Raw genomic sequence first — 18,699 nt, 5'->3', positions numbered from 1 at the left:
TGAAATCGGGTTCCGTTGGCTTGTCTGACGGGGCCCGTTTTTGTTTTCCCCCTCCGGATCGCCTTGCACCGATCTGCATTGACCGTCCACCTACTGCCTACCGACTGCCATGAGCCACATGCCTGAACTCGAAGCCAGCGTCCTGCCTGCCGATGCCGTGGAGGTCGGGCGCATCGCCGATGCCTGGGGCATCAAGGGCTGGTTCAAGGTGGCGGCCTTCAGTTCCGACCCCGAGGCCCTGTTCACGGCCAAGCAGTGGTATCTGCAGCCCGCCGAAAAAGGCGCCCGGCAGTTCACCGGAACCGTGCTGCTGCCGGTCAAGCAGGCGCGCGTGCACTCCGACTCCGTCGTCGCCACCTCGCCCGCCGTGAACGACCGCAACGCTGCCGAGGCCCTGCGCGGTGCGCGCATCTTCGTGGCGCGCAGCGATTTTCCGCAGCCCGAGGATGGCGAGTATTACTGGGTCGACCTGCTGGGCCTGTCCGTGGTCAACCGCGAAGGCGTGGCCCTGGGCATCGTCCGAGACCTGCTGTCCACCGGCCCGCAGACCGTGCTGGTGCTGGCCTATGAAGAGGATGGCAAGGAGCGCGAGCGCATGATTCCCTTTGTCGACGCCTATGTGGACAAGGTGGATCTGCCGGGCAAGACCATCGTTGCCGACTGGCAGCCCGACTACTGATCGCCGACATCCATGCGCTTCGACATCCTCACGCTGTTTCCCGAGCTGTTCACGCCGTTTCTCGAAAGCGGCGTGACGCGCCGGGCCTATGCCTCGGGCCAGGTCGGCGTGCACCTGTGGAATCCGCGCGACCATGCCCAGGGCAACTACCGGCGCGTGGACGACCGGCCCTTCGGCGGCGGGCCGGGCATGGTGATGATGGCCGAGCCGCTGCAGCGCTGCCTGGAGGCGGCGCAGCAGGCGCGCCGCGACGCGGGCGAGACCGAGCCGGCGCCGGTGGTGCTGTTTTCGCCGATAGGCACGACGCTGCGCCACTGCGTGGTCGCCGACTGGGCGCAGGGGCAGGGTGCCATCTTGCTGTGCGGCCGCTACGAGGGGTTGGACCAGCGCTTCATCGATGCCCATGTCACGCACCAGCTGAGCCTGGGCGATTTCGTGCTCTCCGGCGGCGAGATTGCTGCCATGGCCTTGCTCGATGCCGTGGCCCGGTTGCAGCCCGGCGTGCTCAACGACGAGGGCAGCTTCCAGCAGGACAGCTTCAATCCCGCGCTCGATGGTCTGCTCGATTGCCCGCACTACACGCGCCCCGAAGTCTGGGAAGGGCGCGAAGTGCCGGCGCCGCTGTTGTCTGGGCACCACGCGCAGATCGAGCGCTGGCGCCGCGACCAGCGCCTGTCCATCACGGCCAGGCACCGGCCCGAGCTGATAGAGCAGGCGCGCGCCCAGGGCCTGCTCAATGCCAAGGACGAGGGGTTTTTGGCAAAAAACGCCGCCGGGCTATAATCCGCGATTCTTCGATCCTCTATCCGGCCGCTGCTACGAACAAAGCAGCCATGGCGCCAATCCCGGCGCTTGCCAATCCTGGCGCGGACAAGATCGATTGGATGTTGACCATGAATCTGATCCAGACCCTCGAGCAAGAGGAAATCGCCCGTCTGAACAAGACCATCCCCCAGTTCGCCCCCGGTGACACCGTCATCGTGAGCGTGAACGTGGTCGAAGGCAGCCGCAAGCGCGTGCAGGCCTACGAAGGCGTCGTGATCGCCAAGCGCAACCGTGGCCTGAACAGCGGCTTCACCGTGCGCAAGATCTCCAGTGGTGAAGGCGTGGAGCGTACGTTCCAGACCTACTCGCCCCTGATCGCCGGCATCGAAGTCAAGCGTCGCGGTGATGTGCGTCGTGCCAAGCTGTACTACCTGCGCGAGCGCAGCGGCAAGTCGGCCCGCATCAAGGAAAAGCTGCCGTCGCGTGTCAAGGTTTCTGCCGAAGCCTGAGCACCTGCGTCACAGCTGGAAAGCCGCTACAGTCGCCTGTAGCGGCTTTTTTGTTGCCCGGTCGTTTCTCACCACATTCCTTCATTCGTGTCCTCTCTGCCCGATACCGCCATACCCGTGCCGACCGGCGGCCCGACGCCAGCGGCCGTCGCCTCGGTCGCCGACCCGCGCATGGCGCAACTGGTGGGCAGGGACAGCCACCTGCCCGCCGTGCCTCTGGAGGCCCGCGCGCCGGATGCCCTGCGCCAGCGCTTTGCGCGGCCGCCCCGCTGGGCTCCCGAGGTGGTGCGCGAGAAACGCTTCAGTGATCGCCAGCCCACCGATGCCGCCGTGCTCGTGCCCATCGTGCTGCGCTCCGAGCCCACGGTGCTGCTGACCGAACGCACGGCCCATCTGTCCACCCATTCGGGCCAGGTGGCCTTTCCGGGTGGCAAGCGCGATCCTGAGGATGTGTCTGCCCAGGCCACGGCCCTGCGCGAGGCGCAGGAGGAAGTCGGGCTTGCTGCCGGCGATGTGGAAGTGTTGGGCACCCTGCCCATCTACACCACGGGCACGGCCTTTCTGATCACGCCGGTGGTGGCCCTGGTCGATCCCCGGGCGCGCCTGCATCCCAATCCCTACGAAGTGGCGGACGTGTTCGAGGTGCCGCTGTCCTTTTTGCTCGATCCTGCCAACCATGAGCGCCACGCCATGGTCTGGAACGGCGTGCCGCGCGAATGGTTTGCCATGCCCTATCAGGATGGAGACCGCCAGCGCTACATCTGGGGCGCCACGGCCGGCATGCTGCGCAATCTTTACCGATTCCTGTCGGCCTGATGCCCGGATGGGGTGCCGTGCCACCCCGGGGTCACGGGCCTGCCCGCATGCGCCAGTATGATGGCCGGATGAGTTTCTTTGCCATTCTGATCGCCTTGCTGATCGAGCAGGCGCGCCCCCTGACGCCGGCCAACCTGGTGCACACAGGCTACAGGGCCTGGACGGTTTCGGTGCGCCGCAACTTCGATGCCGGCCAGGCGCACCACGGCTGGCTGGCCTGGACCGTGGCGGTGGCGCTGCCCTGCGTGCTGGTGACAGGCATCTATCTGCTGCTGCTGTGGGGCGTGGGCTGGCCGCTGGCCATGGTTTGGAATGTGGCCGTGCTCTACGTCACGCTGGGCTTTCGCCAGTTCAGCCACCACTTCACGCGCATCCGCGATGCGCTGGATGCAGGTGACGAGTACGCGGCGCGCGAAGCCCTCGCCCACTGGCAGCAGGTGGACGCCAGCGAAGTGCCCCGCAGCGAGGTGGTGCGCCATGTGATCGAGTATTCGGTGCTGGCAGCGCATCGCCATGTGTTTGGCGTGCTGTTCTGGTTCTCTGCATTGGCAGCGCTGGGCCTGGGCCCGCTGGGCGCCGTGTTCTACCGCATGACCGAGCACCTGTCGCGCTCCTGGTCGCGCAAGGGCCTGCTGGGTGGCAGCCAGGTCAGTGTCCAGTTGCAGCACGCCTCACGGTTGGCCTGGACCGTGATCGACTGGCTGCCCGCACGGCTGACGGCTCTTTCCTTTGCCGTGGTCGGCAGTTTCGAGGAGGCCATCGAGGGCTGGCGCTTCCATGCCCAGCGCTTTCCCAACGACAACGACGGCGTGATCCTGGCCGCCACCTCGGGCGCCATCAACGTGCGCCTGGGCGGCGAGGCACTCAAGCGCCGCGAGGGCATCTCGGTGACCCGTGACGACGGCGAGGAGATCGACCTCGACGTGGACAGTGAAGCCACGCCGGGCCGTGAGCCCGAGATCGGCCACCTGCGCAGCGTGGTCGGCCTGGTCTGGCGCTCGGTCGTGGTCTGGCTGCTGCTGCTGGCGCTGCTGTCGCTGGCGCGCCTGTTGGGCTGAGTGCGGAGCCTGCGGGCGAGTCCTGGATGACGCCCCTTTGGAGGCGTCGTTTCTTCCTCCCGGAGGGGCCCCGTGGCGTTTGGGGGAGGCTCAATACTTCGTGGCCTGACTCAACTCATCAAACAGCTCGGCATAGATGCAGTACCGGTTGGCACTGATGTCATGGTCGGCGTCCATGCCGTGTTCCTCATCCTCCACGCGCGGCATGACCGCGCATCCGGGCTCGTGCAGGTGGGTGCAGTTGTAGAACTTGCATTCCTGCGCATGGGCGCCGATGTCGGGCATGCAGCGGGGCAGGTCGGTGGGTTCGATGTGGCGCAGGCCGAACTCCTGGAAGCCCGGCGAGTCGATCAGGGCTGTCGTGCGCTCCTCGTCCATCCAGTACCAGCTGGTCGTGGTGGTCGTGTGCTTGCCGGAGTTCAGTGCCTGCGAGATCTCGTTGGTGGCCGCGCGTGCGCCGGGGACCAGCAGGTTGATCAGGGTGCTCTTTCCCGAGCCGGAAGGGCCCAGCACCAGCGTGGCCTTGCCCTTGAGGTGCTTCATCAGCAGCTGCCGATCGGCCTCGCCCTCATTGGCCAGCGACAGCGACAGTACCTCGTAGTGCGGCTTTTCCTGGCCCAGGTACATCTCGCGATAAGGCTCCAGGCGCTCCCAGGCGTCGGCAAAGGGCTCGGCCAGGTCACGCTTGTTGAGGGCAATCAGGGGCTTGATGTGGGTGGCTTCGGCAGTGATCAGGGCGCGGGCCAGCTGGCTTTCGGAGAAGACCGGCTCGGCGGCGATCAGGATCAGCACCTGGTCGATGTTGGCTGCAAAGGACTTGGTGCGTATCTCGTCCTGCCGGTAGAACAGGTTGCGCCGCTCCAGCACCTTTTCTATGGTGCCTTCCTCCCCCTGGCCTGGGGGCGGGAGTTGCCAGCGCACGCGGTCGCCCACCACGGTCTGGCTCTTCTTGCCGCGCGGGTGGCAGATGTGGCGCGAGCCGTCTTCGGTCTCGACCACGCAATGGCGGCCATGGCTGGAGACGACCAGGCCTTCGTGCAGTGCGGAGCGCTCAGCCATGGGTCAGCGGGGTGCGATTCATGGGCGCGCCAGCAACGCATCGATGCGGCGTGCGCACTCGATGTCGGTGGACGAGATGCCGTTCACGTCATGCGTGTTCAGGCGTACACCGCAGCGGCCGTAGCTCACGGTCAGGTCGGGATGGTGGTCCTGCTGGTGGGCGATCAGGGCCAGCGCATTCACGAAGGCCATGGTCTCGTAGTAGTTGGCGAAGGCGTAGCTCTTGGCGATGGCATCGCCATCGAGCTGCCAGCCCGGCAGGGCGGCCAGTGCGGTGTGCAGTTCGTCGGAAGTCAGCGCGCGGCGCTGCTGGTTGGACCAGTCCTGTTGTTGCAAGCGTTGTGTGCTCATGGTGAGTGCGTATGGTTCAGGTCGGATAGGGCATGCGCGCCAGCCGGGCGAGGGCGGGCGGATGCGAGTAGTAGAAGCTCACGTACCAGGGATCGGGCGTGAGCGTTGAAGCATTGTCCTCGTACAGCTTGAGCAGTGCCGAGGCCAGGTGGGCTCCGCTGGCCTGTTGCATGGCGTAGGCATCGGCTTCGAACTCGTCGCGGCGCGACAGGGCCGAGAACAGCGGGGTGACAAAGAAGCTGAACACTGGCACGGCCAGCAGGAACAGCAGCAGCGCCACGGCCTCGTTGCCGGCGCCGATGCCGCTGTGTCCCAGCGCAAGGTCCAGACCCGGACGCACGCCCAGGCCCAGGTAGAACCACAGCTGCTGCGACAGCCAGCCCAGCAGCGCAAAGCCCGCCAGGCTGGCGGCAAACATCAGCAGCATGCGCTTGAGGATGTGGCGGTGCTTGAAATGGCCCAGCTCATGCGCGAGCACGGCCTCCACCTCGTCGGCGTCCAGCTGCTTGAGCAAGGTGTCGAAGAACACCACGCGCTTGGAGTGGCCGAAGCCCGTGAAATAGGCATTGGCATGTGCCGAGCGGCGGCTGCCGTCCATCACGAACAGGCCCTTGGCCGTGAAGCCGCAGCGCTGCATCAGTGCGCTCACGCGCTCCTTGAGCGGGCCGTCCTCCAGTGGATCGAACTTGTTGAACAGCGGTGCGATGAAGGTCGGGAAGATCCACATCAGCAGCAGGTTGAAGCCCGTCCAGACGGCCCATGCCCAGAGCCACCACAGGTCGCCGGCCGAACCCATGAGCCACAGGATCAGTGCCGCAATCGGAAGGCCGATGGCTGCGCCCATGGCCGTGGACTTGGCGGCATCGGCCAGCCACAGCCGCAGCGTCATCTGGTTGAAGCCGAAGCGCTGCTCCAGCACAAAGGTCTGGTAGAGCGACAGCGGCAGCTCCGCCAGGCCGGAGATCAGTGCAAAGCTGGCCAGAAGCGCCAATTGCTGCCACAGGCCGGCGCCCATCCATTCCAGCAACTGCTGGTTGAGTGCATCCAGCCCGCCCAGCAGCGTCCATGCGAGCAGCACCACGGCGCCCAGCGTCATGTCGATCAGGGCAACGCGTGCCTTCGCCAGTGTGTAGTCGGCGGCCTTCTGGTGGGCGGCCAGGCTGATGCGCTGCGCAAAGGCCTCGGGCACCTGCGCTCTGTGGCCTGCCACATGGCGAACCTGGCGCGAGGCCAGCCAGGCGCGCAGCAGCCACTGGGCCAGCACGGCTGCGGCAAACAGCAGGGAAAGCGTCGAGGAAAAATCGGGGTTGAAGACCATGTGGCCGCAGTGTAGGCGACAATTTGGGCCATGTCCGAAGCCTCCAGCGCCTGCATTCCCGTCCCCGCCGAATCCGGCACGCCCGTCACCCTGAGCAAATCCGACCTCAATCTCGTCTGGCTCGACTGCGAGATGACCGGGCTGCAGCCCGACACCGATCGCATCATCGAGATCGCCGTGGTCGTCACCAGCCCGGACCTTGCCACGCGCATCGAGGGTCCTGTGTTCGCCATCCATCAAAGCGATGCCCTGCTCGACGGCATGGACGCCTGGAACAAGGGCACGCACGGCAGAAGCGGCCTGATCGAGCGCGTCAAGGCATCGACCACCACCGAGGCCGATGCGGAAGCCGCGCTGATCAAGTTCCTGGCGCAGTACGTTCCCAAGGGCAAGGCGCCGCTGTGCGGCAACAGCATTGGCCAGGACCGGCGCTTCATGGAGCGCTACATGCCCAAGCTCAACGACTTCTTTCACTACCGCAACGTTGATGTCAGCACCCTCAAGGAACTGGCCAGGCGCTGGAAGCCCGATGCCTACGCATCCTTCAAGAAGGCCCAGCGCCACACGGCGCTGGCCGATGTGCATGAATCCATCGATGAGCTGGCGCACTATCGCGCACGCCTGCTGAGCGTCTAGCGCCCGGAGCCGGGCCCTCCGGCCATTTTTGTGCAGGGGGCTTGCGGGAAAACCCCAGGAGTGCGACAATCTACAGCTTGCCTCCATCAACAAGGGGCAATTTGCACATCTCCATCACACAAGGGCTCCTGCGCTGTGTGTCTGAGGTCGATGTCCACAGACCTCCATGAAGGCTTTCATGGATGGCGGGACCATCGGTTTCGGACCAGCCGAAAACGCCCATCCGCCCTTTTGCGAAGGGCCGGTCAAGTCTGACGGTGGATGTTGACCCAACCGTCGAGAAAAGCGTGGCAGATCGCTGACTGCGCGTGCTTTTCGTTAGAGCCATTCATGAACGACATCTCTCAAGAGCAGGGCATCATTGCCGCTGCCGATTCCTCTTTTGCTTGCGCTGCCCAAGCCTCTTCCGTGCTGGACGCCGCCGTTGCCGGTGCCGAGCAGGCCGCCGAGTCGCAGGCCGCTGCTGAAACCGTCGAGGGCGCCGAAGCCGCCCAGGCAGCTCCCGAACTCCCCAACGCCTTCGTCGAGCTGGGCCTGGCTGAAGAGCTGGTCCGCGCCGTTGCCGATCTGGGCTACACCCAGCCCACGGCCGTGCAGGCGCAAGCCATTCCCCTGGCCATGGGCAGTGGTGATCAGGCCTTCATCGACCTGATGGTTTCCAGCCAGACCGGCTCGGGCAAGACCGCCGCCTTCCTGCTGCCCGTGCTGCACACGCTGATCCAGCAAAAGGCTGACGAGGAAGCCGCCATCCGCGCCGAATATGACCGCCAGTGCGCCGAGGCCACTGCCAGCGGCCAGCCCACGCCCAAGCGCAACAAGCGCAAGGACCCCACCAATCCCCGTAACTTCAAGGCGGCCGTTCCCGGCGCCCTGATCCTGTGCCCCACGCGCGAGCTGGCTCAGCAGGTGGCGCATGACGCCATCGAACTGGTCAAGCACTGCCGTGGCATCCGCATTGCCAACGTGGTGGGCGGCATGCCCTACCAGCTGCAGATTGCCAAGCTGCAGAACGCCAACCTCGTGGTGGCCACGCCTGGCCGTCTGCTGGACCTGCAGCGCTCGATGCAGATCAAGCTCGACCAGGTGCAGTTCCTGGTGGTCGACGAGGCCGACCGCATGCTGGACCTGGGCTTCTCGGACGATCTGGCCGAAGTCAACGACCTGACGGCCCAGCGCAAGCAGACCATGATGTTCAGCGCCACCTTCGCGCCCCGCATCCAGCAGCTGGCCATGCGCGTGATGCATGACGGCGGATCGGGCGTGAAGAAGGTCACCATCGACACGCCCCAGGAAAAGCACGCCAACATCAAGCAAGTGCTGTTCTGGGCCGACAACTCCCAGCACAAGCGCAAGCTGCTGGACCACTGGCTGCGCGACACCACCATCAACCAGGCCATCGTCTTCGCATCGACCCAGGTCGAGTGCGACGGCCTGGCCAACGACCTGCAGCAGGACGGCTTCTCGGCCGTGGCGCTGCACGGCGCCCTGAGCCAGGGCCTGCGCAACCGCCGCCTGATGGCGCTGCGCAGCGGCCAGGTGCAGGTGCTGGTGGCGACCGATGTGGCGGCACGCGGCATTGACGTGCCCTCCATCACCCACGTCTTCAACTACGGCCTGCCCATGAAGGCCGAGGACTACACCCACCGTATCGGCCGCACGGGTCGTGCCGGTCGCGAAGGCGTGGCCGTGACGTTCGCGGAATTCCGTGACCGCCGCCGCATTTTCGATATCGAAGGCTACAGCCGTCAGCAATTCAAGGCCGAGGTGATTCCTGGTCTCGAGCCTGCACAGCGCGCACCCAGCAGCAACGAAGGCCGTGGCGGCCGTCGTGGCGGCGGCTTTGAAGGCCGTGGTGGTGATCGCCGAGGCTCCGCCGGCGGTGGTCGTGGTGGTTTCGGTGGCGACCGCGGCTTCGGCGGTGGTGACCGCGAGCGCAGCTTTGGTGATCGCGGTGGCGACCGTGGCTTCGGCCCCCGCCGTGATTCGGAAGGCTATGGCCGCAAGGCCGGCTTCGGCAGCTTCGGTGGCGGCCAGCGCGAAGGCGGCTTTGGCCAGGGCCAGCGTGAAGGTGGCTACAGCCAGGCTCCGCGTGAAGGCGGCTTTGGCCGTGGCGGCGAAGGCCGTGGCTTCGGCGGCGACCGTGGCGCTGCGCGCGGCGGCGACCGTCGTGAGGGTGCTCCCCGCGATGGCGGCCACCGCGATGGCGGCTTCCGTGGTGCATCCGGTGAATCGCGTGGCTTCGGCGGTGAATCCCGCGGCGGCTTCGGCGGTGGTGAGCGCCGTCCGGCCTTTGGCAAGAGCGCTCCCAAGCCTTACTCGCCCCAGGGCGGCGATCGCAAGCGCGCCGTGCGCTGATCGATTCCGGCTTTGCATGCAGACCGGCCCTTCGGGGCCGTTTTTTTTTGGGCAATCCGCCTGCCTGCCTGGCGCTGCCTGTGTTCGTGGCGCAGAACCTGCTGTCTGGCGGGCTCTGCGACTGCCATAATCGCGGCGCGGAGGTGCCCTGTGGAGTCTTTGATCGCGTCCAGTGTGGATTTTGAGCACATGTTCGAACTGGCCCCCGTCTCGCTATGGCTGGAGGACTACAGCGCGCTCAAGCGCCTGCTCGACCAGTGGCGAGCACAGGGCGTGACCGATCTGCAGGCGCATTTTTCTGCCCATCCGCAGGCACTGCAGCAGTGCAGTGCCGCGCTCAGGGTGGTTCGCGTCAACCAGCGCACGCTGGACCTGTTCGGCGCCGCGGACCAGCAGACCTTTCTCGACAGCCTGGGCCAGGTGTTCCGTGACGACATGCATGCCGGCCTGGCCTGCGAGCTGCAGGAGCTTTGGAAGGGCTCGCCGACTTTTGCCAACCGCACCGCCAACTACACGCTGGACGGGCGCCGGCTGGACGTGCAGATCCGTGGCCGCATCCTGCCCGGCCATGAGGAGCTTTGGGACTGCGTGCTGGTGTCGCTGGAAGACGTGACGGCCGAGATGCGCAGCACGCGGCAGCTGCACCGCAGCGAGCAGTACTCGCGCGACCTGTTCGAGTACTCGCCCGTGTCGCTGTGGGTCGAGGACTTCAGCTCCATCAAGCGCCTGCTCGACGATGTGCGCGCCCAGGGCATCAGCGATTTCGCCACCTTCCTCAAGGTGCATCCGGAATTCATCTCGCGCTGCATGCAGGAGATTCGCGTCATCGACGTGAACCGCCAGACGCTGCGCATGTTCGGTGCCACCGACAAGCTGCAGCTGCTGAGCCGGCTGGGCCGCATCTTCCGCGATGAAATGATCGACTCCTTTGCCGATCAACTCCAGGACCTGTGGAACGGCAAGCTCGTGCAGCACCGCGAAGTGGTGAACTACGCGCTGTCGGGCGACACGCTGCACATCCACATGCAGCTGGCCGTGCTGGACGGCCATGCGGACGACTGGGGGCTGGTGCTGCTGTCCCTGGTGGATATCACGGCACGCAAGAAGGCCGAGGCCTATCTGGAATACCTGGGCAAGCACGACGTGCTCACCCAACTGCGCAACCGCGCCTTCTATATCGAGGAATTGAACCGCCTGGCGCGCAAGGGGCCGTGGCCGCTGGCCGTGATCGCCATCGACATGAATGGTCTCAAGGAGGCCAATGACGAGCATGGCCATGCCGCAGGCGACGACATGCTTCGCCGCGTGGGCGAAGTGCTGACCAAGGCCGTGGATGCGCCCGCTTGTGCGGCACGCGTGGGCGGCGACGAATTCATGGTGCTGCTGCCAGCCTCGGACGAGCGCGGCGCCGAAGCCGTCAAGGAGCGCATCCTGTCCCTGCTGGAGCTCAACAACCAGTTCTATCCGGGTCAGCTGGTCAGCCTGTCCATGGGCGTGGCCTGTTGCAACGAGGGCAGCCAGCTGGAGGCCACCGTGTCACGCGCGGACCAGGCCATGTATGCCGAAAAGGCGCGCTACTACAAGGAAAAAATGCTGGACCGCCGCGCGGGCCGGGCATAGACGCCCGGGATCCCGGGAGCAGTGGCCTTCAGGCCTCCGAGGCGTGCCGCCCGATTTCGGGCCAGCGGTGATGCAGGTAGATCCACGACGCGAGCCCGATCAGCATCATGCTGATCGAGCCCAGGGCCAGCAGCACCGTCGAATGCATCACCAGAGGCGCCAGCACGCCGGCCACGATGCCATTGGCCGTGGAGCCCACCACGGCCTGCAGCGATGAGGCCAGGCCGCGCCGCTCGGGATGGATGTCCAGCACCAGCAATGTCACGACGGGCACCATCATGGCCCAGCCGAAGGCGAACACACCCACGGGAATCAACGCCCAGCTCACATGGGCAGGCCAGATCAGGTTGGCAACCAGGTTGACGATGGACACCACGAACATGATCACGAAGCCGTGGCGGATCTGGTGCTTGGGTGGAATGCGCCCGGCCAGCCGGCCGCTCACCCAGGCGCCGCCCATGATGCCCGAGATCGAAATCACGAAGAACCAGAAGAACTGCTGCGGCTGCAGGTGCAGCAGGTCGCCCAGGAAGGCGGGGGCCGACAGCACGTACAAAAACATGCCGTTGAACGGCACGCCGCTGGCAAAGGCCAGCAGCACAAAGCGCGGATCGCTGCACAGCGCCTTGTAGCCCTGCATCAGTGGCTTGAACCGGAAGGGCTGGCGCTGCGCCTGCGGCAGAGACTCGGGCAGAAAGCGCCAGTTGATGCTCCACAGCAGCACGCCCACCAGCGTCAGGAACCAGAATACGGCCGCCCAGCCCAGGTGCACGAACAGCCAGCCGCCCAGCACCGGCGCCAGCGCCGGGGCAATGCCGAAGAAGATGGTGATCTGGGCCATCACGCGCTGGGCCTGGGCAGGCGGAAACAGGTCGCGCACCACGGCGCGCGACACCACGATGCCGGCGCCCGTGGACAGGCCCTGCAGCGCCCGGAACAGCACCAGTTGCGTGATGTTCTGCGACAGCGCGCAGCCTGCCGAGGCCAGCGTGAACACGGCCAGTCCCCATAGCACCACGGGGCGGCGGCCAAAGCTGTCGGCCATTGCGCCATGGAAAAGGTTCATGAAGGCAAAGCCGAACAGATAGGCCGACAGCGTCTGCTGCATCTGCAGCGGCGTGGCGTTCAAGGCCTGGGCGATGCCCGAGAAGGCCGGGATGTAGGTATCGATCGAGAACGGCCCCAGCATGCCCAGGATGGCAAGCAGGACGGCCAGGGCCCAGCGCGGGCCCTGCCAGAGCGGGGAAACATTTTGTGGCATGCAGGCGAGGCGGTTGTGCGCTGCAGGCGGGCCACAGGCGCAGAAGAGGGCCGCACACTCATGCGTCTGCGGCAGGGTGACACTGTAGCGGCTTGGCTGGAATCCGGTGTGACGGATGGCTTGGCGAATGACCTGGGCGATGGAATGGATCGATAGTTTTTATCTAAATGATATAAATATCGATAGAATTTATCTTTTCCGCCCGCATGCACAGGTCCGCCGTCGGGTGGATGGCATGGTTCTGGGCGCTTTCGCCAAGGATCTTTCATGACTGTTTCTCGCCGCACGTTGATATCAGGCCTGGCTCCGGCCGCGTTGCAACTGACCGCCGGCGCTGCCTGGTCCAAGGGCCACCGGCTGCAGCTGTCGGCGGCCTATGGCGATGGCATCTTCCACACGCAGAACCTGCGCAATTTCGCGGCACGCGTGGGTGCCGACACCCGGCAGTCGCTGGAGATCGAGGTGGTGTCCGGCTCGGCGCTCAAGCCCATGGCGCAGGTGCTGCCTGCGCTCAAGCGCAATGACCTCCAGTTCGGCGAAGTGCTCATGTCGTCCTGTGCGGATATCCACCCGCTGCTGGCCATGGACTCGCTGCCTTTCATGGTGCGTGGCTTTGACGAGGCCGCGCGCCTGTGGCAGTTGACCCGCCCCGTGCTGCAGGAGTTCTTGCTGGCCCAGCAGGGCGCGCGCCTGCTGTTTGCCGTGCCCTGGCCGGCGCAGGGTCTCCTGAGTCGGCGCCCGGTCCACAGCATCGCGGATCTCAAGGGCCTCAGGCTGCGTGTGCAAAGCGATGCGACCAAGCGGTTGGCCGAGCTCTGGGGGGCGCAGCCGGTGGTGATTGCCGCAGGCGATCTGGGTGCCGTTGTGGAGCAAGGTGGCATCGATGCCATGATTACCTCCAGCGCCACGGGCGCCGACATCCAGGCCTGGAAGGCCATGAAGGTGTTTCTGGATATCAAGGCCTGGATTCCCAAGAACATGCTTTGCGTCAGCGAACTTGCCTGGAGGGGCTTCACCGAGCCCGAGCGCCAGGCCATCGGCCGCGCTGCCGAGTCGGCTGAAAAAGAGGGCTGGGCGCTGGCCCAGCAGGCCGATGAGCTGGGCAAGAAGATCCTTGCCGACAACAAGGTGTCCGTGGCCGCGCCGTCGGCGGATCTGCGCCACATGCTGGATTTGGTGGGCGAGCGCTTTGGTCGCGAGTGGGTGGCCAAGGCCGGCAGCAGCAATATGTCGGTGCTGATGGAGTACAACAAGAAAAGGCACTGAGCGCCGGTGCGCTGAGTGCCTTTTTCGGGGTGTTGGTGGTGGGCCCTGAGTGATTCGAACACTCGACCAACGGATTAAGAGTCCGCTGCTCTACCAGCTGAGCTAAGAGCCCCACGTATTTCTGCGTGGCTGCCTGAAGAGATCAGGCAAAGGAATTCTTGGTGGGCCCTGAGTGATTCGAACACTCGACCAACGGATTAAGAGTCCGCTGCTCTACCAGCTGAGCTAAGAGCCCCCTCGGGTATTCCGAAGGAATCAGCCTGGATGAATCCAGGCTGAAAAGGAATTTTTGGTGGGCCCTGAGTGATTCGAACACTCGACCAACGGATTAAGAGTCCGCTGCTCTACCAGCTGAGCTAAGAGCCCCAAAAACAAGTCTGCGCTGCAAACGAGACCGCAATTATGCGGCATTTTTGGCATGCTTGCAGGAAGACACGCCAATTTTTTGGTTCATGGCGCGATCTCGGCATGCGCGGCCTGCGTGACGTCGGGAACGCAGGCACAAAAAAAGGCGGCCGAAGCCGCCTTGCCTTGGTGTCTGCGCTTACATCAGCAGATGTTCGCCTGCGTTGTCACCGCCCAGGATCACGTAGTTGACCTTGCGGATGTCCATCAGCTTCTTGCCGCCCGAGTAGCTGATGGAGCTTTGCACATCCTGCTCCATCTCGATCAGGGTGTCGGCCAGAAGTCCCTTGACGGGCTCGAGGATGCGCTTGCCTTCGACGTGCTTGTACTCGCCCTTGTTGAAGTCCGAGGCCGAGCCGTAGTACTCCTTGAAGCGCTGGCCGTTTTCCTCGACCGTCTGGCCCGGCGATTCCTCATGGCCCGCGAACAGCGAGCCGATCATCACCATGGTGGCGCCAAAGCGCACGCTCTTGGCGATGTCGCCGTGGCTGCGGATGCCGCCGTCGGCAATGATGGGCTTGGTGGCCACGCGCGCGCACCACTTGAGCGCCGACAGCTGCCAGCCGCCCGTGCCGAAGCCCGTCTTGAGCTTGGTGATGCAGACCTTGCCGGGGCCGATGCCGACCTTGGTCGCGTCGGCGCCCCAGTTCTCGAGGTCGATCACGGCTTCGGGCGTGCCCACGTTGCCGGCGATCACGAAGGACTTGGGCAGCTTTTCCTTGAGGTAGCCGATCATGTTCTTCACGCTGTCGGCATGGCCGTGGGCGATGTCGATGGTGATGTATTCGGGGCACAGGCCTTCGGCGACGAAGCGGTCCACGGTGTCGTAGTCGGGCTTCTTGACACCCAGCGAGATGGAGGCGAAGCAGCCCTTGCCCTGCATCTCGCGCACGAACTGCACGTTGTCCAGGTCAAAGCGGTGCATCACGTAGAAGTAGCCGTTGCGGGCCAGCCAGGTGCAGATGCTTTCATCCACCACCGTCTTCATGTTGGCCGGCACGGCCGGGATGCGGAAGGACCGACCGCCCAGCTCCACGCTGGCATCACACTCCGAGCGGCTTTCCACGCGGCACTTGCGCGGCAGCAGCAGGATGTTGTCGTAGTCGAAGATTTCCATTTGATTCCAAGCTCCATGAAAGGTCGCGGCAGGAACATCCCTCCGCGATGGGGCGCTTGGCTTGGAGGCCGGTCTTGCGGGCGGCGCGGGCGGGCCGCGTCGCCAGGGCGGCTGTGGCCCGGGCACAAAAAACCGGACCGCAAGAAACTTGGGCCCGGTGATTGATTCTATACGTTGCCGGCGGCGGGCCCGGGCGCCCTGTCGATATAGCGGTTATAGCAATGGCGTTATGGACCGGGAAGATGCGCTGCATGTGTCGAATGCGGGAAATGCAGCATGGCTTTCCCCGCAGGCCGGGGCGCTTCCTACAATGCCGGGATGTTCCCGATCGATCTGCTCGACGGCGCCTCCGGTGCCGCACCCGCCTCCAACTCCCCTTTGCTGGCCAACCTCAACGAGGAGCAGCTCGCTGCCGTCACGCTGCCGGCCGGCCATGCGCTGATCCTGGCCGGCGCCGGCTCGGGCAAGACGCGGGTGCTGACCACGCGCATCGCCTGGCTGCTGCAGACGGGCCAGGCCACGCCGGGCTCCATCCTGGCCGTGACCTTCACCAACAAGGCGGCCAAGGAAATGCTGGCGCGCCTGTCGACCATGCTGCCCTACAACGTGCGCGGCATGTGGATTGGCACCTTCCACGGCCTGTGCAACCGGCTGCTGCGTGCCCACCACCAGGCGGCAGGGCTGTCGTCCACCTTCCAGATCCTGGACACGCAGGACCAGCTGTCGGCCGTCAAGCGCCTGTGCAAGCAGTTCAACGTGGACGACGAGCGCTTCCCGCCCAAGCAGCTGCAGTACTTCATTGCCGGCTGCAAGGAAGAGGGCATGCGCCCCGGCGACGTGGTGGCCAATGACCCGGACACGCGCAAGAAGGTCGAGATCTACCAGCTCTACGAGGAGCAGTGCCAGCGCGAGGGCGTGGTCGATTTCGGCGAGCTGATGCTGCGCTCCTTCGAGCTGCTGCGCGACGACGCCGCGCTGCGCGCCCACTATCAGCGGCGCTTTCGCCACATCATGGTCGATGAGTTCCAGGACACGAACAAGCTGCAATACCAGTGGCTCAAGCAATTGGCGGGCGACGTGGTGGATGGCCGCCTGCAGGCCCTGGGCAGCGTGATCGCCGTGGGCGACGACGACCAGAGCATCTACGCCTTTCGCGGTGCGCGCGTGGGCAACATGCAGGACTTCGTGCGCGAGTTCGATGTGCGCCAGCAGATCAAGCTGGAGCAGAACTACCGCTCCTACAGCAACATCCTGGACTGCGCCAACGCGCTCATCAGCCACAACAGCCAGCGCCTGGGCAAGAACTTGCGCACCACCCAGGGCCCGGGCGAGCCCGTGCGCATCTACGAGGCGCCCACCGACATGGCCGAGGCGCAGTGGATGGTCGAGGAAATCCAGCAGCTCGTGAAAAAGGACGGCTGGCAGCGCCAGGAAATCGCCGTGCTCTACCGCAGCAATGCGCAAAGCCGGGTGATCGAATCGCAGCTGTTCAATGCCGCCATTCCCTACCGCGTGTACGGCGGGCTGCGCTTTTTCGAGCGCGCCGAAATCAAGCATGCGCTGGCCTACCTGCGCCTGCTGGAGAACCCGCACGACGACACCAGCTTTTTGCGCGTGGTGAACTTCCCTCCGCGCGGCATTGGCGCGCGCAGCGTGGAGACGCTGCAGGACGCGGCGCGCAGCGCGGGCTGCTCGCTGCACGATGCCGTCTCGGCGGTGCCGGGCGCGCCGGGCGCCAAGCTCGCAGGCTTTGTCGCCAAGATCGACGTGCTGCGCGAGCAGACCCAGGGCCGCACGCTGCGCGAGATCATCGAGGCCATCGAGGAAGAAAGCGGCCTGCTCGAGCACTACCGCAACGAAAAGGAAGGCGCCGACCGCATCGAGAACCTGCAGGAACTCGTGAACGCGGCCGAGAGCTTTGTCACCCAGGAAGGCTTTGGCCGCGATGCCGTGGCCCTGCCGCTGGACGAGCACGACGGCGCCAGGGCGCTGACGCAAAGCCCCGCCAGCCAGGGCCTGGACCCTGCGCTGCCGTTGCTGGACACGCCGCTCACGCCGCCGGCCGGCACCGTGGCCGGCATGGTCGATGCCGATACCGGCGAGACCCTGTCGCCGCTGGCCGCCTTCCTGACGCACGCGGCGCTGGAGGCTGGCGACAACCAGGCCCAGGCAGGCCAGGACGCCGTGCAGCTGATGACCGTGCATGCCTCCAAGGGCCTGGAGTTCGACGCCGTCTTCATCGGCGGCGTGGAAGAGGGCCTGTTCCCGCACGAGAACGCCATGATGGACCGGGGCGGCCTGGAGGAAGAACGCCGCCTGGCCTATGTGGCCATCACCCGCGCGCGCAAGCGCCTGTACCTGAGCCATTCGCAGACGCGCATGCTGCACGGGCAGACGCGCTACAACGTCAAGAGCCGCTTCTTCGACGAGCTGCCTGAAGAGGCGCTCAAGTGGATCACCCCCAAGCAGGGCGGCTTTGGCAGCTACGCGCCCCGCCCCGGTGGCGGCGGTGGTGGCGGCTATGGCTCACGCGATCGCGGCGGCTTCGGCAGCAAGGCCGAAGGCTGGCGCAGCGAGGTCTTCGCCAGCCCGCCCGTGCCGCCGCAAAAGGCCGACCCGGGCCACGGCCTGCGCGTGGGCCTGAACGTGTTCCACAACAAGTTCGGCGAAGGCAAGGTGCTGGCCCTGGAAGGCACGGGCGACGACGCGCGTGCCCAGGTCAGCTTTGGGCGCCACGGCACGAAGTGGCTGGCGCTGTCCATTGCCAAGCTCACGGTCGTGGAGTGAGGGCCGGGCCGTCGTGTCCGGCGGTCAGGGCTTGACTTCGAAGCTCAGCGTGGTGGTGTGGCGCACGTCGGTGTACTTCTTTCCGTCCAGCGTGACCGAGCCGTTGTCCACGCGCGCCGTCACCTCCAGCACGTACAGGCCCGGGAAGTAGGGCTTGAAGCTCACCGTGCCGTCCTGCGATGGCGTGAGCGTGCGGTACCAGCCCTCGCTGGTCTGCACATTGACCTGGCTGGCCGCGACCTTGCGGCCCTTGAACACCAGCTGGAACGTATCGCCGCCCGCCGTGGTGGGCACCAGCTCCAGGTCGTTCACGGCCTTGGTGTCGTTGCGGCCGAAACGGGCCTGGTAATAGGTCAGCACGCCATTGGCGCCGGGGCGCGTGGCGGCGATGCGCACATCGCCCTGGCCTGCGTCCGCGGTGAAATGATTGGCCTCGGCCTTCAGGGGAAGGCTCTTGCCGTCGGGCAGGACCTGCTTGGCGTCCTCCAGGGCCGGCAGCTGTTGCAGCGGCTTGCGCAGTTCTCCGGCATAGGCCCGGGCCTGTCCTGCGTCCTGCTGCAGCCAGAGATAGTCGGCATGTGCAGCCGGCACCGCCAGGGTGGCAGCGGCCGCCAGCCATGCGGAGGCCGTGCTGCGAAGGATGCGGGAAGCTGGGGTCATGGAGTCTCTCCTGTGGTGTGGCTCTGCGTGCGCCTGC

At 65.6% G+C, this 18,699-nt stretch carries 16 protein-coding genes and 3 tRNA genes; 10 read left to right on the top strand and 9 right to left on the bottom strand.

Translation table 11 applies throughout. From position 1 onward, the window contains the following. Positions 1-109 precede the first annotated feature (109 nt). The 5 genes from rimM to ACF8O7_RS11445 all read left to right on the top strand — a co-directional run bounded on the left by rimM (position 110) and on the right by ACF8O7_RS11445 (position 3,827). Positions 110-679, top strand: coding sequence for a ribosome maturation factor RimM (gene rimM / locus ACF8O7_RS11465; protein ID WP_016445782.1), 570 nt, complete (start codon positions 110-112; stop codon positions 677-679). 12 nt (positions 680-691) lie between these two features. Continuing rightward, positions 692-1,462 (top strand): tRNA (guanosine(37)-N1)-methyltransferase TrmD, encoded by a 771-nt coding sequence (gene trmD, locus ACF8O7_RS11460; protein ID WP_017405202.1) that lies wholly within the window; start codon positions 692-694, stop codon positions 1,460-1,462. 110 nt (positions 1,463-1,572) lie between these two features. After that, positions 1,573-1,953, top strand: a complete 381-nt coding sequence (rplS, locus tag ACF8O7_RS11455) for a 50S ribosomal protein L19 (protein ID WP_016445784.1) — start codon at positions 1,573-1,575, stop codon at positions 1,951-1,953. An 87-nt stretch (positions 1,954-2,040) separates the two neighbouring features. Further along, positions 2,041-2,769, top strand: coding sequence for a CoA pyrophosphatase (locus ACF8O7_RS11450; RefSeq protein ID WP_016445785.1), 729 nt, complete (start codon positions 2,041-2,043; stop codon positions 2,767-2,769). Positions 2,770-2,837: 68 nt separating this feature from the next. Next, complete coding sequence (locus ACF8O7_RS11445; protein ID WP_026062341.1) at positions 2,838-3,827, top strand: CobD/CbiB family protein; 990 nt, start codon at positions 2,838-2,840, stop codon at positions 3,825-3,827. Between the two features lie 90 nt (positions 3,828-3,917). Here the strand turns inward: ACF8O7_RS11445 and rsgA are convergent, their stop codons facing one another. Genes rsgA through ACF8O7_RS11430 form a run of 3 tightly spaced genes read right to left on the bottom strand, consistent with a single transcriptional unit; the run spans position 3,918 to position 6,555 of the window. Then, the gene (gene rsgA, locus ACF8O7_RS11440; protein WP_016445787.1) at positions 3,918-4,886 is read right to left on the bottom strand and encodes a ribosome small subunit-dependent GTPase A; all 969 of its coding nucleotides are present in this window, start codon (positions 4,884-4,886) and stop codon (positions 3,918-3,920) included. A gap of 18 nt (positions 4,887-4,904) precedes the next feature. After that, complete coding sequence (locus tag ACF8O7_RS11435; RefSeq protein ID WP_016445788.1) at positions 4,905-5,237, bottom strand: 4a-hydroxytetrahydrobiopterin dehydratase; 333 nt, start codon at positions 5,235-5,237, stop codon at positions 4,905-4,907. A 16-nt stretch (positions 5,238-5,253) separates the two neighbouring features. Further along, positions 5,254-6,555: a M48 family metallopeptidase gene (locus ACF8O7_RS11430; protein ID WP_280047535.1), complete on the bottom strand. Its 1,302-nt coding sequence runs from the start codon at positions 6,553-6,555 to the stop codon at positions 5,254-5,256. Between the two features lie 30 nt (positions 6,556-6,585). Here ACF8O7_RS11430 and orn point away from each other — a divergent pair, with 30 nt between their 5' ends. The 3 genes from orn to ACF8O7_RS11415 all read left to right on the top strand — a co-directional run bounded on the left by orn (position 6,586) and on the right by ACF8O7_RS11415 (position 11,166). After that, positions 6,586-7,191, top strand: coding sequence for an oligoribonuclease (orn, locus tag ACF8O7_RS11425; protein ID WP_016445790.1), 606 nt, complete (start codon positions 6,586-6,588; stop codon positions 7,189-7,191). A gap of 330 nt (positions 7,192-7,521) precedes the next feature. Continuing rightward, positions 7,522-9,546, top strand: a complete 2,025-nt coding sequence (locus ACF8O7_RS11420) for a DEAD/DEAH box helicase (RefSeq protein WP_280047536.1) — start codon at positions 7,522-7,524, stop codon at positions 9,544-9,546. Between the two features lie 150 nt (positions 9,547-9,696). After that, positions 9,697-11,166 (top strand): diguanylate cyclase domain-containing protein, encoded by a 1,470-nt coding sequence (locus ACF8O7_RS11415; protein WP_016451114.1) that lies wholly within the window; start codon positions 9,697-9,699, stop codon positions 11,164-11,166. A 28-nt stretch (positions 11,167-11,194) separates the two neighbouring features. Here ACF8O7_RS11415 and ACF8O7_RS11410 read toward each other — a convergent pair whose 3' ends face one another. Beyond that, entirely contained in the window at positions 11,195-12,427 is a 1,233-nt protein-coding gene (locus ACF8O7_RS11410; protein WP_016445793.1) for a multidrug effflux MFS transporter, read from the bottom strand. 267 nt (positions 12,428-12,694) lie between these two features. Between ACF8O7_RS11410 and ACF8O7_RS11405 the strand changes: the two genes are divergently transcribed. Then, positions 12,695-13,693, top strand: coding sequence for a TRAP transporter substrate-binding protein (locus ACF8O7_RS11405; RefSeq protein ID WP_016451115.1), 999 nt, complete (start codon positions 12,695-12,697; stop codon positions 13,691-13,693). Between the two features lie 36 nt (positions 13,694-13,729). Here the strand turns inward: ACF8O7_RS11405 and ACF8O7_RS11400 are convergent. The 4 genes from ACF8O7_RS11400 to ACF8O7_RS11385 all read right to left on the bottom strand — a co-directional run bounded on the left by ACF8O7_RS11400 (position 13,730) and on the right by ACF8O7_RS11385 (position 15,215). Then, positions 13,730-13,805: transfer RNA gene (locus ACF8O7_RS11400), tRNA-Lys, on the bottom strand. A gap of 47 nt (positions 13,806-13,852) precedes the next feature. Then, a tRNA-Lys gene (locus ACF8O7_RS11395) sits at positions 13,853-13,928 on the bottom strand. A gap of 55 nt (positions 13,929-13,983) precedes the next feature. Beyond that, positions 13,984-14,059: transfer RNA gene (locus ACF8O7_RS11390), tRNA-Lys, on the bottom strand. Between the two features lie 178 nt (positions 14,060-14,237). Then, positions 14,238-15,215 (bottom strand): GMP reductase, encoded by a 978-nt coding sequence (locus ACF8O7_RS11385; RefSeq protein ID WP_016445795.1) that lies wholly within the window; start codon positions 15,213-15,215, stop codon positions 14,238-14,240. Between the two features lie 318 nt (positions 15,216-15,533). Between ACF8O7_RS11385 and ACF8O7_RS11380 the strand changes: the two genes are divergently transcribed. Continuing rightward, positions 15,534-18,002 (top strand): UvrD-helicase domain-containing protein, encoded by a 2,469-nt coding sequence (locus tag ACF8O7_RS11380; protein WP_017407381.1) that lies wholly within the window; start codon positions 15,534-15,536, stop codon positions 18,000-18,002. Between the two features lie 24 nt (positions 18,003-18,026). On the opposite strand, the gene ACF8O7_RS11375 is transcribed toward ACF8O7_RS11380, so the two are convergent. Beyond that, entirely contained in the window at positions 18,027-18,662 is a 636-nt protein-coding gene (locus tag ACF8O7_RS11375; protein ID WP_016445797.1) for a hypothetical protein, read from the bottom strand. Positions 18,663-18,699: the final 37 nt, after the last annotated feature.

This window comes from Delftia sp. WSY_16 (genome assembly GCF_043104415.1).
GTDB classification, from domain to species: Bacteria; Pseudomonadota; Gammaproteobacteria; order Burkholderiales; family Burkholderiaceae_C; genus Comamonas; species Comamonas tsuruhatensis.
The sequence above is the reverse complement of the archived record's forward strand: the minus strand, read 5'-3'. Positions and strand labels throughout refer to the sequence as shown.